The 17,481-nt window shown below is 35.7% G+C and carries 15 protein-coding genes and 3 pseudogenes; 11 read left to right on the forward strand and 7 right to left on the reverse strand.

All coding sequences use genetic code 11. From position 1 onward, the window contains the following. Positions 1 to 293: 293 nt before the first annotated feature. The 7 genes from NMD99_RS02865 (at position 294) to NMD99_RS02895 (ending at position 7,092) form a co-directional block, all read left to right on the forward strand. Complete coding sequence (locus tag NMD99_RS02865) at positions 294 to 1,220, forward strand: ribose-phosphate diphosphokinase (RefSeq protein ID WP_253309402.1); 927 nt, start codon at positions 294 to 296, stop codon at positions 1,218 to 1,220. After that, positions 1,210 to 1,563, forward strand: a complete 354-nt coding sequence (gene gatC, locus NMD99_RS02870; RefSeq protein ID WP_065094978.1) for an Asp-tRNA(Asn)/Glu-tRNA(Gln) amidotransferase subunit GatC — start codon at positions 1,210 to 1,212, stop codon at positions 1,561 to 1,563. The genes NMD99_RS02865 and gatC overlap by 11 nt, the downstream gene beginning before the upstream one ends. Before the next feature lie 401 nt (positions 1,564 to 1,964). Next, on the forward strand, positions 1,965 to 2,471 hold the full coding sequence (locus NMD99_RS02875) for a DUF2924 domain-containing protein (RefSeq protein WP_253309401.1): 507 nt from the start codon (positions 1,965 to 1,967) through the stop codon (positions 2,469 to 2,471). Positions 2,472 to 2,576: 105 nt separating this feature from the next. Continuing rightward, complete coding sequence (gene guaA, locus NMD99_RS02880; RefSeq protein WP_253309400.1) at positions 2,577 to 4,139, forward strand: glutamine-hydrolyzing GMP synthase; 1,563 nt, start codon at positions 2,577 to 2,579, stop codon at positions 4,137 to 4,139. A gap of 308 nt (positions 4,140 to 4,447) precedes the next feature. Beyond that, positions 4,448 to 5,182 carry an ankyrin repeat domain-containing protein gene (locus NMD99_RS02885; RefSeq protein WP_309166733.1) on the forward strand — a complete coding sequence of 245 codons (735 nt, stop codon included), beginning with the start codon at positions 4,448 to 4,450 and terminating at the stop codon, positions 5,180 to 5,182. 96 nt (positions 5,183 to 5,278) lie between these two features. Further along, positions 5,279 to 6,298 carry an IS110 family RNA-guided transposase gene (locus NMD99_RS02890; RefSeq protein ID WP_309165827.1) on the forward strand — a complete coding sequence of 340 codons (1,020 nt, stop codon included), beginning with the start codon at positions 5,279 to 5,281 and terminating at the stop codon, positions 6,296 to 6,298. A gap of 659 nt (positions 6,299 to 6,957) precedes the next feature. After that, positions 6,958 to 7,092: a hypothetical protein gene (locus NMD99_RS02895; RefSeq protein WP_272897552.1), complete on the forward strand. Its 135-nt coding sequence runs from the start codon at positions 6,958 to 6,960 to the stop codon at positions 7,090 to 7,092. Between the two features lie 3 nt (positions 7,093 to 7,095). On the opposite strand, the pseudogene secA reads toward NMD99_RS02895, so the two are convergent. Next, positions 7,096 to 9,755, reverse strand: a pseudogene (secA, locus tag NMD99_RS02900) (preprotein translocase subunit SecA). A gap of 460 nt (positions 9,756 to 10,215) precedes the next feature. Between secA and NMD99_RS02905 the strand changes: the two are divergent. Together NMD99_RS02905 and NMD99_RS02910 are read left to right on the forward strand one after the other, a co-directional pair. Beyond that, positions 10,216 to 11,541, forward strand: a complete 1,326-nt coding sequence (locus tag NMD99_RS02905; protein WP_309165749.1) for an IS110 family RNA-guided transposase — start codon at positions 10,216 to 10,218, stop codon at positions 11,539 to 11,541. A gap of 188 nt (positions 11,542 to 11,729) precedes the next feature. After that, positions 11,730 to 12,050 (forward strand): hypothetical protein, encoded by a 321-nt coding sequence (locus tag NMD99_RS02910; RefSeq protein ID WP_309166737.1) that lies wholly within the window; start codon positions 11,730 to 11,732, stop codon positions 12,048 to 12,050. Between the two features lie 73 nt (positions 12,051 to 12,123). Here NMD99_RS02910 and NMD99_RS02915 read toward each other — a convergent pair. From NMD99_RS02915 to icd, 6 genes and pseudogenes are all read right to left on the reverse strand, one after another. Then, a pseudogene (locus NMD99_RS02915) lies at positions 12,124 to 13,354 on the reverse strand (IS256-like element ISWpi15 family transposase). 57 nt (positions 13,355 to 13,411) lie between these two features. Next, positions 13,412 to 13,537: a hypothetical protein gene (locus NMD99_RS02920; protein WP_264687987.1), complete on the reverse strand. Its 126-nt coding sequence runs from the start codon at positions 13,535 to 13,537 to the stop codon at positions 13,412 to 13,414. Between the two features lie 54 nt (positions 13,538 to 13,591). Further along, a pseudogene (locus NMD99_RS02925) lies at positions 13,592 to 13,876 on the reverse strand (IS630 transposase-related protein); the annotation flags it as partial. A gap of 52 nt (positions 13,877 to 13,928) precedes the next feature. Continuing rightward, complete coding sequence (locus NMD99_RS02930; protein ID WP_253309320.1) at positions 13,929 to 14,030, reverse strand: IS630 transposase-related protein; 102 nt, start codon at positions 14,028 to 14,030, stop codon at positions 13,929 to 13,931. 152 nt (positions 14,031 to 14,182) lie between these two features. Continuing rightward, complete coding sequence (gene nth / locus NMD99_RS02935; RefSeq protein ID WP_253309321.1) at positions 14,183 to 14,821, reverse strand: endonuclease III; 639 nt, start codon at positions 14,819 to 14,821, stop codon at positions 14,183 to 14,185. A 27-nt stretch (positions 14,822 to 14,848) separates the two neighbouring features. Then, on the reverse strand, positions 14,849 to 16,267 hold the full coding sequence (icd, locus tag NMD99_RS02940; RefSeq protein WP_253309322.1) for an isocitrate dehydrogenase: 1,419 nt from the start codon (positions 16,265 to 16,267) through the stop codon (positions 14,849 to 14,851). 143 nt (positions 16,268 to 16,410) lie between these two features. On the opposite strand from icd, the gene NMD99_RS02945 reads away from it, so the two are divergent. Both NMD99_RS02945 and NMD99_RS02950 read left to right on the forward strand, forming a co-directional pair. Then, complete coding sequence (locus NMD99_RS02945) at positions 16,411 to 16,890, forward strand: RDD family protein (RefSeq protein WP_264687985.1); 480 nt, start codon at positions 16,411 to 16,413, stop codon at positions 16,888 to 16,890. A 22-nt stretch (positions 16,891 to 16,912) separates the two neighbouring features. After that, positions 16,913 to 17,269 carry an RDD family protein gene (locus tag NMD99_RS02950; protein WP_309166743.1) on the forward strand — a complete coding sequence of 119 codons (357 nt, stop codon included), beginning with the start codon at positions 16,913 to 16,915 and terminating at the stop codon, positions 17,267 to 17,269. The last annotated feature ends 212 nt before the right edge of the window (positions 17,270 to 17,481 follow it).

Genomic DNA, 17,481 nt, shown 5'->3' on the forward strand with positions numbered 1-17,481 from the left:
TAAAAAGGAGGAAATACTAGGAGAATGTATGAGTAATTTATCCTATGTTGAACTGGAGAATCAAAACGAAGTGGTAAGGTAAATTATATTTCATTAAAGTCATTTATCTTGAAACATAAGCAGGATTTTGTATAGTTGTTTCAATTTGGGTCTGTATATTGAAACAATGCGTGAAAATGACAGGTCATTGTACAAGAGGTACCTAATTTGCCGACAAGAATGCTAGATAAAGAAACTTACATTTCAATTATTTCATAATTTCTGTATAATCTTACAAGCTCAATTGGTATATTATGAAGATAATAATAGGTAATGCTAGTAAAGAATTAGGGGAATCAGTAGTTAACCGGCTAGATGTTCAACCATCCTCTGCTTGGATATCAAAGTTTACCGATGGCGAGGTAAATGTAGAAGTAGCAAATGATCTATATAATCAAGAAGTATACATAGTACAATCTCTTTCTCCCCCTGTGAATGATAACCTTATGGAGCTTCTGCTTATAATTGATGCAGTAAATAGATTAGGAGCCAAAAGGATAGTAGTAATTATTCCTTATTATGGATATAGCAGACAAGATAGAATTATCAAGAACAATGATATGCAATCTGCTTTAAATGCCAAATTAGTTGCAAATCTTATTCAAACTGCAGGTGCAAGTAGTGTTGCAGTGATTGATTTGCACTCAAGTCAAATTGAAGGATTCTTTGATGTACCGATAACTAATTTGAACTGCTTTGAAGCATTTGTTGACTGTATACACACGGAAAATTTGGCAATTGTTGCACCTGATGTTGGAGCAATTGGCAGAGCACGTGCTTTTGCAAAGACTTTAGAGGAAAAGTACAAGATAGGGTTAAGTGATAAGATTATTGTAGTAGATAAATATAGGGAGAAAGCAGGCACATCTCAAGTAATGAACATAATAGGAGAAGTTGCGAATAAAAATTGTGTCATTGTTGATGATATAGTTGACTCTGGTGGAACATTGTGTAATGCAGCCCTTGCTTTAAAAAATTGCGGAGCAAAGTCCGTAATTTCATGCATCACACATGGCGTGCTTTCAGGAAGTGCAGTTGAAAAAATTTCTTCCTCTTCTTTAGATAAATTAGTGATTACGGATACTATACTTCACAAACTTGAAAAAACTGGTAAAATAGAAGTTGTTTCGGTCGTAGATATTTTAACTCACTTCATCCAAGGAGGTAAAGATGCCAGCTAAGTCAACAGAAGACGTTATTACTTCACTAATAGAATTTGCAAATAAGAGAAAAATAACAATTACCAAGGAAGAAATGCTTAAAATTGCACAGCTTGTAAGGATTAAGTTATCAAATGACGAGATTGATCACTACTCCAAAGAACTGACAATGCTGGATTGGATACATGATACTTTATTACAAGTTAATACTGAAGGTGTTTCTCCTATGCGTTATGGCAGTATAGACAAGGACATTCATGTACGCGATGATGTTATAAATTCTCAAAACATTAAAGAAGAGATATTGTCCAATACAAAACCTGAGCATGGGTATTTCGTAGTGCCAAAGGTTATAAACGATTAGGGTAAAATAAGGCTCATATCAATTCTATAATAGATCTACTTTCAAAGTATCCGTTCAGCAGAGTGGCAAAACAGATATAGCTAACCCAAGAAGGTTTCCCTACGTCATACCGCCGCGGCGCTAACAAGTAGCGGAATAACGAATTTGTTGTTTTTCAAATTGTAGGTAAACCTAAGCCACTTTAGCTATAGTTTACTTGCCCCATGATTTTCTTTATTATCAGATATTGCTTTAAATAATATGGAGGGGTAAGTTGTCAGCAATTGCCATCATTGATTTTGGTTCACGTACGATATCGGTAGTTAACATTAGCTACCTGAGGGTCAGAGTCGCCTTTCTTAAAGATATTTTAAGTATACTAGATGTATTATTGATACGTGATAATAAAACTGGGGGTTTTTATGGAAACATCTGAATTAACTTTACTCGACTTACAGGATTTGCTTGAAAGTTTGAAAAGGCATGTGCGTAGTGAAGTAGAAAAATATGTAGATAAAAGGGTAGAAGAAGTCAAAGATGAGGCAGTAACATATATAATAAATAAAGTATTAAACAATATGGTGGGTAATGAGCCACTAAATGAGCTCAAAATAGATAAACCTAAAGAAATTGTGCAAGTTGATGATGATGGCTTAACGCAAAATCAAAAAGTTATTAAAGCTCTTTTTATAGGTAGAACACTTGTTGGAGAATATAAAAAGAAAATGTATGAAGTTACAGTCAGTAATGAGGGAAAGTTTATTTACAATGGGGAAGAATATAGTGCTCCTTCTACGGCTGGCACAAGAATTACCGGTAAAAGTTGCAACGGTTGGGATTTTTTTAAAGTATGCCTTGACCCCAAAGAAAAACTGAGGACTCTGAGTCACCGCCGTGCAAAGTTTCTGTCAACTCAAAATAAATCATAGCTAACGTTTAAGTCATACATCAAAGCTTTTAAGAGGTCTTAGTTTACTTACTTCTTTATTTTCTTTATTATCAGATATCACTTTTAAATAATATGGAGGAGCAAATTGTCAGCAATTGCCATTATTGATTTTGGTTCACAATTTACACAGCTTATCGCAAGACAAGTCAGGGAAATGGGTGTGTATTGCGAAATATTTCCAAGCAACATCAGTTTTGAAACAATATCAAAATTCAATGGGTTTATTCTCTCTGGAGGACCACAATCTGTAAATGATGATTGTTCTGAAACAAGTAGAGTAGTACATGAAATTATAAAACTTAATAAGGCAACAAACGTTCCTATACTTGGAATATGCTATGGACAGCAACTCATTTGTCATTATTTTGGAGCAAAAGTAAAAGAGAGTTTCAAACAGGAGTTTGGCAGAACTAAAATCAAGATACTAAAAGAATCCCCCATTATAAAGGATACCTGGGATGTTAATTCTGAAGTGGATGTATTAATGAACCATGCGGACAGTGTTGATACTATACCACAGGGATTTACTGTTATCGCATCAGGTGTGATAAATCAAACAATTGCAATAATTGTCAACGAACAGCGGAAGATTTACTGTACTCAGTTCCATCCTGAAGTGAGGCCCACAACAAATGGCAGTAAATTGCTCTCTAACTTCTTGGATATTGCAAATTGCGAGAGAGACTGGACAATGAAATCGTTTATTGAAAAGCAGAAGGAAAAAATCAAAAATGTAGTAGGAGAGAAAAAAGTAATCGCTGCAGTAAGTGGTGGGGTTGATTCAAGTGTTGCAGCGGCTCTCACACATAAAGCTATAGGAAAACAATTGAACTGTATTTTTATCGATACTGGGTTGTTACGCAAGAACCAGACCATTGCTATGTTGAAAGAAATTCCGATAAACTACGTTGATAAATCAAATTTATTTTTGAGTAGGTTAAAGGGAATAACTGATCCAGAAAAAAAGCGAAAAATTATCGGTAACGCTTTCATTGAAGTGTTTGAAGAAGAAGCAAAAAAAATAGGTGATGTGGATTTTTTGATGCAAGGTACCATCTACTCTGATGTAGTTGAGTCAGGGCATGCCTCAGACAACACTAGTACAATTAAGTCTCACCATAATGTTGGTGGGTTGCCAGAAAAGATGAACCTGAAGCTAGTAGAGCCTTTACGCTACCTCTTTAAAGATGAGGTAAGGCTACTTGGAAAAGAAATTGGGCTTTCAGACGAGATAATATTTCAACATCCATTTCCTGGACCCGGACTTGCAGTGAGGATTATAAGTGAAGTCGATGAAGAAAAGGTGCGAATATTGCAAGAAGTAGATGAAATATATATTAATACGATGAAAAATTACGATCTATACGATAAGATATGGCAAGCTTTTGCTGTATTATTACCAATAAAAACTGTAGGCGTCATGGGAGATGGTCGTACATACGGATATGTTTGTGCTTTAAGGGCTGTAACATCGTCCGATGGTATGACGGCTGATGCATTTCCATTTGAAGATAAGGATCAGCATTCGCTAGTGTTTTGGGACTTTTTACAGAATGTTGGCAGTATAATTGTTAATAACGTTTCCGGAGTAAATAGAGTTGTCTATGACTTAACTTCTAAACCACCAGCAACCATTGAGTGGGAGTAAATCAAAAAGTCTAGTCATCCCGCAGCGGGATCTAGAGATACCGCGGCGGTATGACGTAGGATTGCTGTCATCCCGCTTTGTTAGCGGTTGAGATACCGTGAATAAATCACGGTATGACGTTAAGTAACTCGTCATCCCGCTACGTGTTAGCGGGATCTAGAGATACTGCGGCGGAATGACGAATTTGTTGTTTTTCAAATTGTAGGTAAACCTAAAGCTATAGAAAAAAGAAGAACCAGTTTCTTAGTTCTTCATTGACATAATCCACTTCATATGCCATAATAAAATTTTATATCTTGGAGAAGGAAATGACATTAAGGTTAATACTACAAGAAGTCAACAGTAGTCCAGATCTGAGTAAGGAAAATTTAATTGATAGAATTAAAGATAAGCTGCAGCAGGAAAATCAACTTATATATGATGAGTGGAAAAAAAGCGAATTTGATATAAATTACACGTTTATAATACTCAAGTGCAATTTATTACTTATAGCAGCTGAAAATGGCTATGAAAAAGTAGTAAGATACTTAACAAAAAACGGAGCTAATGTTAATGTACAAGATGAATGGGAAAAAACCTCCTTACATTATTCTGCTCAGCATGGGCATACACAAGTAGTAGAAGTTTTGCTAGAAGAAGGAGCAGGCGTTAATGCACAAGATGAAGATAAAGGGACTCCTTTGCATTATGCTGCCAAACACGGGCATACAAAGACAGTGAAACTTCTACTAAAAAATGGAGCTAATATCAATCTACAAGATGAAGGTGAAAGAACTCCTTTGCATTATGCTGCTGAGCACGGGCATATAAAGACAGTGAAACTTCTACTAAAAAATGGAGCTAATATCAATCTACAAGATGAAGGTGGAAGAACTCCTTTGCATTATGCTGCTGAGCACGGGCATATAAAGACAGTGAAACTTCTACTAAAAAATGGAGCTAATATCAATCTACAAAATAAAAATAGATATACCCCTTTGAGTTGTGCTTGGCATAGTAAATATCCAGAAATGGCAAAACATACTGTAATTGCTGTTGAATAATGGAGAGACATACTCCATTATTTTGGCGCGAAGTAACAAATTCAGTAGAATAAGTTCTTCAAAAATAATTTAAACTTTTATAGTAGGAGTAGTCTCATGAAATATTATAGCGGATTAGATGTCTCACTCAAAGAAACTTTTATCAGTATCGTTGATGAGAAAGGAAAAATTATTAAAGAAGAAGTTGTTGCAAGTGAGAGTGATGCAATAGCTAAGTGCTTGCTTGGCCAAGACAAAGAATATGAAGTGATAGGGATAGAAAGTGGACAGCTATCAATATCAATGTGCAAAGAATTAAGGAATTTTGGATTACCAGTAATTTGTGTAGATGCAAGACATATGGCAGCAGCATTATCTGCAAGGATCAATAAGAATGATAAAAATGATGCAAGAGGTATAGCACAAATGATGAGAGCTGGGTTATACAAAGAAGTATTGGTAAAATCAGACGAATCTTGCAAAATTAAGGTAGCGCTTGGAAGCAGAAGGCAGTTAATATGCAACAAGCAGCAAATCATTGGAACAATAAGAGGATTATTGAAGATATATGGAATAAAGCTCGGTAAAGGAGCAAAATTTGAAATTTTTGCCTTAAGAATACAAGATGCAATGAATAATTTGGATGAAATCAGTAGGAGTTCAATAGAAGCATTAGTTTGTAGTTTGGAAACAATAGAAGAATCAATAAGAAAACTTGACAAAATACTTTCAGGACAAGGCGAAAAAGACGAAGATTGCAAATTGTTAACTACTACCCCAGGAGTTGGTATGATAGTAGCAATGACATTTAAAGCTGCAATAGATAATCCATATAGATTTGAAACATCTTATACAGTTGGAGCCTATATAGGATTGACACCAAGGCAGTACGCTTCTGGGGAGGTTAATCATCATGGCAGTATATCAAAAATGGGACCAGTGGAGTGCAGAAGTATGTTGTATGAGGCTGCACAAGTCTTACTTGTAGTCAATAAGAAGAAATTTAAGTTAAAAAGCTGGGGATTAAAGCTAGCAAAGAAAAAAGGGATGAAAAAAGCAATTGTAGCAGTAGCGAGAAAATTAGCTGTAATTATGCACAGGATGTTGGTTGATAAAACAGAATTTTGTTATCAATAAACAAGAGGAGTATAGAACAATAGTTTTATTGAAAGTGAAGATAGTAATGCCGATGGAAGGGACAAGCAAGAGCAGAAAGTGAAGCTTAGACTTCGTGCGAAACATGTTGCCGTCCACTTCCGCCTAACAAGTATAGTGCGGCTTGGCGAACTAAAGTTTTAGCCATATTGGACCGCGGAGAGAACTTTGGAAGCATGCTACTTTAACTTATGTAAAATCACTAGGATTATGAGGAAAGTATGACACCTTAATTTTTATGAGTTTAATGAATATGTGAATAAGTACTTTTAATGTGTGTGGACGTACTTATCCACATATTCATTAACTATATTGATTTAGAAAGGTCATTAAAAATTTAGTACAGGTGTTTTTTTGCCAATAAAGCGATTTGTAGTTGAGTAAGATAATATAATAGCAGATAAAATTTGTACTATAGCCAGGCTTGATGTCAGAAAATATTTTTAATGATATAAAAAATTATTATTGACTTTTATGCAATTAGAGAACTTCTGCTAAATTATGGTGCAGACCCATCATGTATACATAGGCCTAAAGCTACAAAAGCAGGAGCCGTTGGGGTTGTTATATCTGCTGTTGTAGTTCCATTAGGACTCGTTTACGCTACTGCATTATCTGCACTAGCAATAGTTGGAATTACTGTGGCATCTGCACTGATCGTTGGTGGAATTTCCTATGGGGTTGCGTATAAGTCATCAGAGCATTCATTAAACAGTAAGCTAAGTGAGGTTAGCTGCAGTAATGTTGATGGAAATAAACAAACTGTACAACCATAGTTACTAATTTACCACAGTAACCGCGCCGTGGCAGTGCTTGTATTTCTTTCCGGAGTTGCAAGGACATTTGTCGTTTCTTGAGACTTTGGAAAGTCTGCTATTTCTAGCAGAATGTAACCTATTGCCTATCTCTTGGTTGTCTGCCAACTTAAAGTGTGCTAAGCGATGAATGGTGAGTTCCTTCCATTTTTCAAGCATTGACTCAAACATCAAGAAAGCTTCGCGTTTAAATTCATTCAGTGGATCTTTCTGCCCCATGGCACGTAAGCTTATGCTTTGTCTTAAGCTTTCTAAAGTTGAAAGGTGTTCCCTCCATAAATGATCAAGTGTCATTATCATCATTTGCTTCACGATCGTATTCCACAAATCTGTAGTGTGCTGACTGTTGAAATATTTTTCTTTCTCAGTAAAAAATTCTTGTATCTTATCATTTATATAATTCAAAGCTTCTTGTTTGTTTAAAAACTTTGCTAAATCTTCTTTATCAAGCGTTATTCCATACTTTGTATGGAATTCTTTGACTATATCTTCAATATAATCCTCATAATAGCCACTTTGGATTATACCTTCTACTATGCTCTCATTTACTTCGCTATATACTTCAAGTAAATCATTAATTTCGTTGCCTAAGATATTGTTTCTCTGCTTAAAAATAACTTTACGTTGGTTGTTGATTACGTCATCAAACTTAAGCAAAGACTTCCGCACATCATAGTTTCTAGCTTCAACTTTCTTCTGCGCCTTCTCAAGTGCCTTATTGATCCATGGATGATGAATAGCTTCGTTATTCTTTAACCCTACTTTTTGTAAAAAGCTTCTCATTCTATCAGAACCAAATATTCTCATTAGGTCATCTTCAAGCGATAAAAAGAACTTAAAAGTCCAGGATCCCCCTGACGACCAGAACGGCCGCGTAATTGATCATCTATTCTCCTGCTTTCATGTCTTTCGGTTCCAACCACGCATAAACCACCAGCTTTTATAGCAATTTCCTTATCTTTTTTTACTCTTTCGACTATTTCTTGGTATTTTTTTTCTCTTTCATCAGCATTTTTTATCTTCTTTAGCTCTACCTTTGCAATCATTTCAGCGTTTCCACCGAGTTGAATATCAGTTCCACGTCCTGCCATGTTAGTTGCTATAGTGATACTACCTGGCACTCCAGCTTGTGCTATTATGTACGCCTCTTGTTCATGATAACGAGCATTCAATACTGAATGCTTAAGAGAATGGCTTTGCAAAAGCGCAGAAAGCTTCTCAGAGTTTTCGATGCTTACCGTGCCAACAAGGACCGGTTGAAGGCGTTTGTGGCATTCTTCTATAAACTTCAACACAGCATTAAATTTTTCTTTTCCTGTGCCATAAATTTCATCATCAATATCAACTCTTTTTACAGGTACATTGGTTGGAATTTTTACTACATTTAGTCTGTATATATCACGAAACTCTTCTGCCTCTGTTGCTGCTGTTCCAGTCATTCCGGAAAGTTTATTGTACATACGAAAGTAATTCTGAAATGTGACCGATGCTAAAGTTTGGTTTTCATGCTGAATTTCAAGATTCTCCTTCGCTTCAAGTGCCTGATGAAGACCATCGGAATATCTCCTGCCCTCCATCATACGCCCAGTAAATTCATCAATAATCACTACCTTGCCATCCTTTACTATATAATCTTTATCAGCAGTAAACAGCTTATGTGCACGTAATGCTTGGTCTATATAATGAGTCATTATCATGCTGTCAGTATCATAGAGCGAGGAATTTTCAGGAATGAGATTGTATGACCTGAGTAGTTCTTCCACTCGTGAAATACCATCTTCAGTAAGGAACACTGCCCTACCCTTTTCATCCACCTCATAATCAGAGTCAACTAATTTGGTTACTATTTTATTGATATGCTTATATATCTGATTGTTTTCCTCAATCTGGCCAGAAATAATAAGCGGAGTGCGAGCTTCATCAATGAGTATTGAGTCTACTTCATCAACTATTCCGTAGTGAAAGCCTCTCTGAACCATGTCTTCTTGAGAAAATTTCATATTGTCTCGCAGGTAATCAAAGGCAAGCTCGTTATTTGTGGAATACACGATATCTGCACTGTAAGCCTCTTTTCTCTCTTCGTCTGTCAAGTTATTCGTGATAAACGCAACAGAAACCCCAAGAGAATTATATAATTTGCTCATCCACTCTGTGTCTCGTTTCGCAAGGTAGTCGTTAACAGTTACGACGTGCACGCCTTTCCCTTCTAAAGAATTAAGGTATGCAGCTAAAGTTGCAACGAGTGTCTTTCCCTCTCCTGTTTTCATTTCTGATATCATGCCGTTATGGAGCACCATTCCACCAATCAACTGAACATCAAAGTGCCTCATGTTAAGAAACCTGCGAGAGGCTTCACGCACAACTGCAAATGCAGGTACGAGAAGATCATTTAACGTTTTCCCATTTTTCAATTCCTGTTTGAATTCTTGAGTTTTACCAGCAAGCTCCTCATCAGATAAGCTCTGCATTTCTGTTTCTAATGCATTTATTTGCTGAACAATTTTCCTAAAGGATTTTATTATCTTCTTGTTTGTTGACCCAAATATCTTTCTTATAAAAAAGAATGACAACGTAAAAATGAAAAATATAAGAATGGCTGTCAAAATTAGCGGAGAATCTAGCATAAACTTAAGTAACGTCTTATTTAATATGAGATTATATTACTAAATGCAGCCTACAGCAATGACATATTAGATTCGGGGAGTCTTTTCAAATTAAGAACCTATCACAGGCATTGTTTAGTTTGCTGAAAATAGTTGTTCGTTTAAGTTGTTAGTTATGCTAGATTAAGAGTAATTCACTTGAGAACAGCGCCGGACAGATAAAACCTGTCAAACCAAAAAGAAACTTCCTAGCTGAGTGTATGGCAAATTTTATGTATAATTTTGTAGAGAAGAGCTTTTTGCAGTTATAGCCGAACTGTGCAATGGTGCCTTAAGTGCCCGTAGGACAGCGTGGCTTTGGAGGAACGGTCGAACCACTGATGGAGCCTTTTGGGCTACCTCGATTAGAAGAATGTATAACTCAATCGTCCCAAGCTTAAGCACTTCTCAATTATGGATTATTATATAATGGAGATTAAAAATGGCAAAGTTCAAAAGTAAATTAGAGATAACGAATCCTAATGCAGCAGGAATCGATGTTGGCTCGGCTGTACATTATGTATGTGTACCCGAAGGAAGCGATGAACAACGTATACAAAAATTTAGCTGCTTTACGGAAGATCTCTACAACATAGCAAAATGGTTGAAAAAATGTAAAGTTAATACAGTAGCCATGGAGTCAACAGGAGTGTACTGGATTCCTTTGTTTCAAGTACTTGAATCACACGGATTTGAAGTAAAACTGGTAAACGCAAAACATGTTAAAAATGTACCTGGGAGAAAATCAGATGTGCAAGATTGTCAATGGATTCAACAACTACACAGTTACGGGTTACTCCAAGGGTCATTTAGGCCAGATGATCAAATGTGTGTATTGCGTAGTTATGTTCGGCAACGTAAAAATTTAATTGAAAATGCTTCTACACATACTTTGCGTATGCAAAAAGCGCTAACACAAATGAATATTCAACTACATAAAGTTATAAGCGATACAACTGGTGTAACTGGAATGCAAATTATTAAAGCAATAATAGATGGTGAGAATAATCCTGAAAAATTGGCTGAACTAAGAGATGGACGAATAAAAAGTGATAAATCTGTTATTGCAAAAGCATTAGCAGGAAACTATAGAAAAGAACACCTATTTACATTAAAGCAAGAATTTGAGCTATATAATATTTATCAGGAAAAAGTAGCAGAATGTGACAGGAGCATTGAAGAATATTATAAAACATTTGAGACAAAGTCTGATGAGAGTAAAAAGTTAGGTGAAGAGAAAAATAAGCACAGAAAAAGTAAACCAAACTTTGCTTTGCATGAAGAATTATATCGAGTAACTGGTATAGATTTTACCAAAATTCCTGGATTGGATATACTAACTGTACAAACTATCATTTCGGAAGTTGGTATTAACTATAATAAATGGCGATCAGAAAAGCATTTTACTTCGTGGTTGGGGCTAAGCCCTGCTAATAAAATTACAGGGGAAAAAGTGTTTAGCACAAGAACACGTAAAGTCATTAATCGTGCCGCGAATGCATTTCGAATGGCTGCTCACTGTGTATCAAGAAGCAATAGCGGAATAGGTGCATATTGTAGAAGGTTAAAAAAACGACTAGGTGCACCAAAAGCGATTACTGCTACGGCAAGGAAATTAGCATGTATCTTTTATAGTATGTTGAAGTATGGACAAGAATATGTAGAAAGAGGAATAGATTATTATGAAACACGTTACAAAGAGAAAGTTGTAAAAAATTTAATCAAAAAGGCACAGGAATTCGGTTATATCTTAGTTCAACAGGAATAACTAATGGGAAGTTTCTTAGAAGTAAAATAGATGTTGCGAAGATTACAGATGGAGCAAGGAGTTTAGGACTAACTCAAGGAGAAATAGAATACGGAAGAGATATAATAAAGATCGGTAAAAGTGAGGTAGAAATTATAACGGCAAATGGCATAAGGCATTACACTGATCTTGCGGACAATAGCAATATAGTGTTAACTTTCTATACTAGTTTAGGGGAATTAGAAGTTAATTTATACCCTGGCAAGCAAGATAAAATAATAGTAGAAGTGAGTAATAAAAAGGAAATACTGGAAAAGTTCAAAAATTGTAAAGAAGAATTAGGTAAGAATTGCTCATTTGGTGGGTATTTAGTATACGATGCTATTGAACAGGGATATTTTGAAAGGTCTGGAAAATTGATGCGTTCTGAAGCAATGAGTCAATCTAATGGAAAAACAGAAGAGAGTTGGTGTGAAAGAATAAGCAGAGTCTCAAACTCAGAACAAACAACAAGCCGTACTATAGGGTAAAATGGATGGTGCTATCAAGTTAATAGCTTAAGGAATTTTGGGAGTGTTAAATAAACTGTGTCAAACCGCATTTTTAGTTCAACTCAATTTTCAATCTGCCAGGAAAGAAAACATCAAGTTGAGAGATAGTTAATGCCCAATCATGTACAGGCATCGTCCACTTTTCCTCTGCCTTCTTTATAGCACAATATACCTGCTTATACAAGGCATTTATGCTGGTAAATGAGCCTTTGGTCTTAGTGAATTTCCTAATTTGCCTATGTAGCCCCTCTATGGGATTGGTGGTGTAGATTATCCTCCTAACTGGACCAGAATACTTAAAATAACCAGACAAGTTTTCCCAATTATTCTGCCAAGATTTTATAACCATAGGGTACTTTGTGCCCCATTTTTCATCCAATTCCAACAGATAATTCTCGGCAATTTCCTTGCTTGAAGCTTGATATACCTTCTTTAAATCGCTCAAAAAACTCTTCGCATCTTTACTGGCCACATACTTCAGTGAGTTGCGTATCTGATGCACTATACACATCTGCACTTCCGCATTAGGAAAGACACTGTTTATAGCTGCAGGAAAGCTTTTCAGCCCATCAACGCAGGCAATAAGGATATCTTCTACTCCTCTTTCTTTGAGGTCATTTAGCACTCCCAACCAGAAGTTAGCTCCTTCACTTTCAGCCAAATAAAAACCTAATACTTCTTTTTTGCCATTTTGATCTATGCCTAATATGTTATACATGCATTTACTTACGCAATGCCCGTCCTCTTTGACTTTAAAAAACCATGAAAACTATCGGATATACAGACTGCAGCGGGCGACTACGCCATTCGTTGATTACTGGTAGCAATTTGTCAGTAATACTTGATATCTCTGCCACCGATATTTTGTGATCATAAATTTCCTCAACATGTGACACTATATCTCTATAGCCCATACCACTGGCAAATGTGCTCAAAATCTTCGTTTCAAGCTCTGGATGTAAGTTTGTTTGCCTTTTTTTGACTATTTGTGGTTCGAAACTTCCTTCCCTATCTCTTGGCGTCAAAAGCTCAAATGACCCTGCGCTTGTACGTAAAGTCTTTGCATTCCTCCCATTTCTTCGATTATTCTCTTCGCTTTCAGCCGACAAGTGGTTTTCTATTTCACCTTCCAGGCTTACCTCCAGCAACTTTTTTATAAACGGTGTTAATGCTCCATCTCTTCCTGTCAACGGTCTTCCTTCTCGTATAGACGACAGGATATTTGTTTCTAATTCTTTATAATCTACCAAACCGGTAGTTCTGTTTACTACTTTCTGACTCATTGTCAAACCTCCATTTTTTTATATCAATTTATTACTTTTTTTTCGGTTTGACACAGTTTATTTAACACTCCCTGCAATTGTGGTTCGCTCTAACCATACATTAAATACATCTTTATTACACCCTCCTGTGAAGGTCATTGGTGTAATAAACTTCTTTTCAATCCATCCACCTATTATACTCACTCTTTCCCACTTTTTTCCTGGAACATCAGCATATATTTTTTCTCCTCTTGGAGCTCATGCATATTCTCGGTATAGTCTATTATCAACTCCTGCTTCATCTATATATAAAATGCTACAGTGGTCTATTTTTGAGACTTTATCGATAAATTGCTGCCTATCTTCTTGATTGCGCTCTTGATAGAATGTGACTTTTTTTAAGGTTATTTTTAGCTGTTTTAACCTATACCAAATTGCACTTATTCCAAAGCCAAGGTTTTGTTTCATTTCTGCTAGTGTGTGATCTGGGTGTTTTTTAACATAGTCTACAAGTATTTTTGGGTCTATTTTCCGAATAAAACCAGTACTTTTTACCGCTTTGAGACCTTGGCCAGTAGCTTTCTTTTTTAGCCATCTATATAGTTTCTATCTCAAAAACCTCTGCAACTTCAACCTTTGACTTTCCTTTTTCTACCAAAGACACTGCTTTTTCCCTTAAATCTACACTATATACCATCGCTTTCCCTACTTTAAAAAAACATATTATACCTTTATCATTCGCTTTTGAAAATACTATAGTTTGCTTATGAGCAACCTGGATCCCAGCGTCAGCTACTCGGATGATAAAAGGAAGGAATATCGGAGTGACAAGAAAGGGATCATAGTGTGCTAGACTTTATACCTTTTGCATTCAAACTCACACAAATCATGAATTATACACGTTTCACACGAAGGCTTTTGCGCTTTGCAAACATATCTACCATGCAAAACTAGCCAGTGATGAGCATAAAGCAGGTATTCTTTTGGAACTACATTTAAAAGAGATTGCTCTGTTTTAAACACATCTTTTTCTCTCACAAGTCCAAGTCTATTGCTTACTCTAAAAACATGAGTATCAACTGCCAATGTTGGAATACCAAGTCCTGAATTTAAGAACACATTAGCGCTCTTTCTCCCAACCCCTGGTAAAGATACCAAATCATCGAAATCAGTAGGCACTTTGCTATTGTACTGCTCAATCAATATTTTGCTGAGCCCGATTATGTTTTTTGCTTTGGAATTATATAAACCAATACTGCTTATGCATTTTTTCAGCTCATTTTGTCCAAAGCTCAGCATTTTTTCTGGCGTATCAGCGATACTAAATAGCTCCTTTGTAATTTTATTAACACTGACATCGGTTGTCCGCGCTGATAGAACTATTGCAACTAATAACGTAAAATGATTGGTATAATTTAGCTCTATTTTCGGTATAGGATTTGATTGTTGAAACTTTTCAAATATCAATTCTACTTTTTTTGAATCCATTTCATTTATCACACCTCTTTTAAAGAATTAAGAAAAGAACCCCTCTTTCCCATCATATAAATACAACTTATCCATTCTCACCACGTCAAAGCTATTTTCTTCGAGTTTGATTAGCAAGTTATTCACATCAATATTTGTAATAGTTTTCTTTTCATTATTTGCGATAAACCTACAGGTTATTTGATCGCTTGAAGATTTTGAGCTTCTTGGCCAAATTGCCAGTCCTTTTGAGTATATTGCTATCATTTGCAGATTATTTAATCCTACTATTTGATCAAAATTGCTGGATTTGTCCCAAGCAAGCGTTATATCACTACCCACTAGCTTTTTAACTTTGTAATCTTGTTCGTAATTGTCTTGTACTTTATTTATTTTACTATCTGAACCACTGCTAATTATAAGCTCAGGTAATGTTGCAGGTTTCTTTCCTAGATTATCTATAACAGCTTCTGCAAATTCTTTTGTACCAACTTTCTGTTTACTTCTTTTCTCCTTATACAAATCGGCAGTGTGTATTCCATCCTCTAAAGTCTTCAGCCATGCATCGTAGATTAGTTTTGCAGTACCCACTTGACCTATGTAAATTAGCATATGCACTGCAGCATTTAAAAGACCAGAAGGATTAGCTATGTTTTTTCCTGCAATATCAGGAGCAGAACCATGAACCGCTTCAAACATCGCATATTCATTACCTATATTGCTACTTCCAGCGAGTCCCACAGATCCAGAGGTTTGTGCCACTATGTCTGATAATATGTCGCCATATAGATTTTCAGTTACTATAACATCGAAATTCTCCGGTTCTGTGGCAACACGTGCCATTCCAATATCAACTATATAATGTTCTGCCTTTATGTCCTGGTATTCCTTTGCAATGCGATCAAACGCTGCATGGAAAGTTCCGTCAGTCATTTTCATTATGTTGTCTTTAGTCAGGCAAGTTACTTTTTTTCTGTTGTGTTTTTTCGCGTATTCAAAAGCATACCTGCATATCTTCTCTGAGCCAGATCTAGTAATAATTTTAGTGCATTGGTAAGAATCACCAGTGAGCCTATGCTCTATTCCGGTGTAAACGTCCTCTTCATTTTCGCGTATCACTACGATATCAAACTTATCGAATTTATTTTCTATAACAGGATGATATGAAACGCATGGTCTGATATTTGCATACAACCCTAGATTTTTTCTGAGTGCAACATTTAAGCTCTTGTGGCCTTTACCTTGAGGAGTTGTTGTTGGAGATTTTAATAATATTTTTGTCCTTTCAATTGATTCCCAACCACTTGGAGAAATTCCGTGAGACCATTCCTTACTATAAACACGCTCACCTATTTCAATAATATCTATTGAGATTTTTGCTTCCGCTTTGCGCAATATCGACAGCACCGCTTCCATGATTTCTGGTCCGATACCATCACCATATGCAACTGTGATTGGTGTTGACATAACTTTCCTAGTTATAAATGATTTAATATTAATTCAAATAACAGAGTGGCACAAGTAGCTAGTATTATCCAAATTAGTATATTTACGGTTATTTAATAACATATTTTTATACTAGTTATGTCACAGTAGAACATGGGCAGAGTATGGATACTAAAGTAAGTTATGCAGGGATTCTGAGGCGAGTTTCAGCATGTGCGATCGACGGTGTTTTATGGATGATAATAGCACTTGTTTCACTCCTTTTTCTAAATTACGATGTAGATGATATATCTACCCATAGGATAATCCTTATGGCAACACTGCTTATAACATATATAGTATTTAATATATTAACAATAACGAAGTACGGTTGCACTCCAGGAAGACTACTGTGCGGCGTACGTATAAAAGATGCAAATACATTTAAAAACGTTACTCTAATGCAAGCAACAATAAGATACATTTTTAGGGAAGGCATTTGGGTTATTTATAATTTTCTGTCTTATCTTCTGCCTGGCTATGTTTCTGGATGCCTTTTTATTATACTAACTTTAGTTTTAATGTTTGCAATATTTGACCAACGTAAACAGACCTTTTATGATAAAATTGCAAAAACAGTGGTAATAGACTATAAACCTAGTTGATATTTTTCTTTATAGGCAGTGTATGGATAAAAACGTAAACTACTCAAAAATGACAAGGCGTATTCTAGCATTTATAGTTGATTGTATTTTATTTATCGCAATACCATTTGCTTTAATGGCGGTAGGTTTCTCACTTACACACGTAATACAAGGGATCATGGGTGCAATAATTGTAATCACCACGATTGTATTTTCTTTATTTTTAATGATACCATGTATATTTCATATATTCATGCTAGTAAAATTTGGCGGCACTCTAGGGCACTTGTTATTTAGCATGCGTGTAAGAGACAAAGATACACTTGAGCAGATCACTCTAATACAAGCAATAATAAAGAACCATCGCTTTTTTCATAATTTACTGTATATCGCTTTATAATCCTATTTTACTTTTAGCTATACTAATCCTAGTTTTAGTATGTGCAGTAGATGATGAACATAAACAAGCTTTTCATGACAAAATTGCAAACACGGTAGTGATAGATTATAAACCTAGTTGATATTTTTCTTTAGTTGTTACCACCAAGGGTGTTATTCCAGCGCGTGACGTTAGTTAGAATCCAAAAACCATGAGAGCTACAAAAAATTACT

It is taken from the genome of Wolbachia endosymbiont of Listronotus oregonensis, assembly GCF_031205055.1.
GTDB lineage: Bacteria > Pseudomonadota > Alphaproteobacteria > Rickettsiales > Anaplasmataceae > Wolbachia.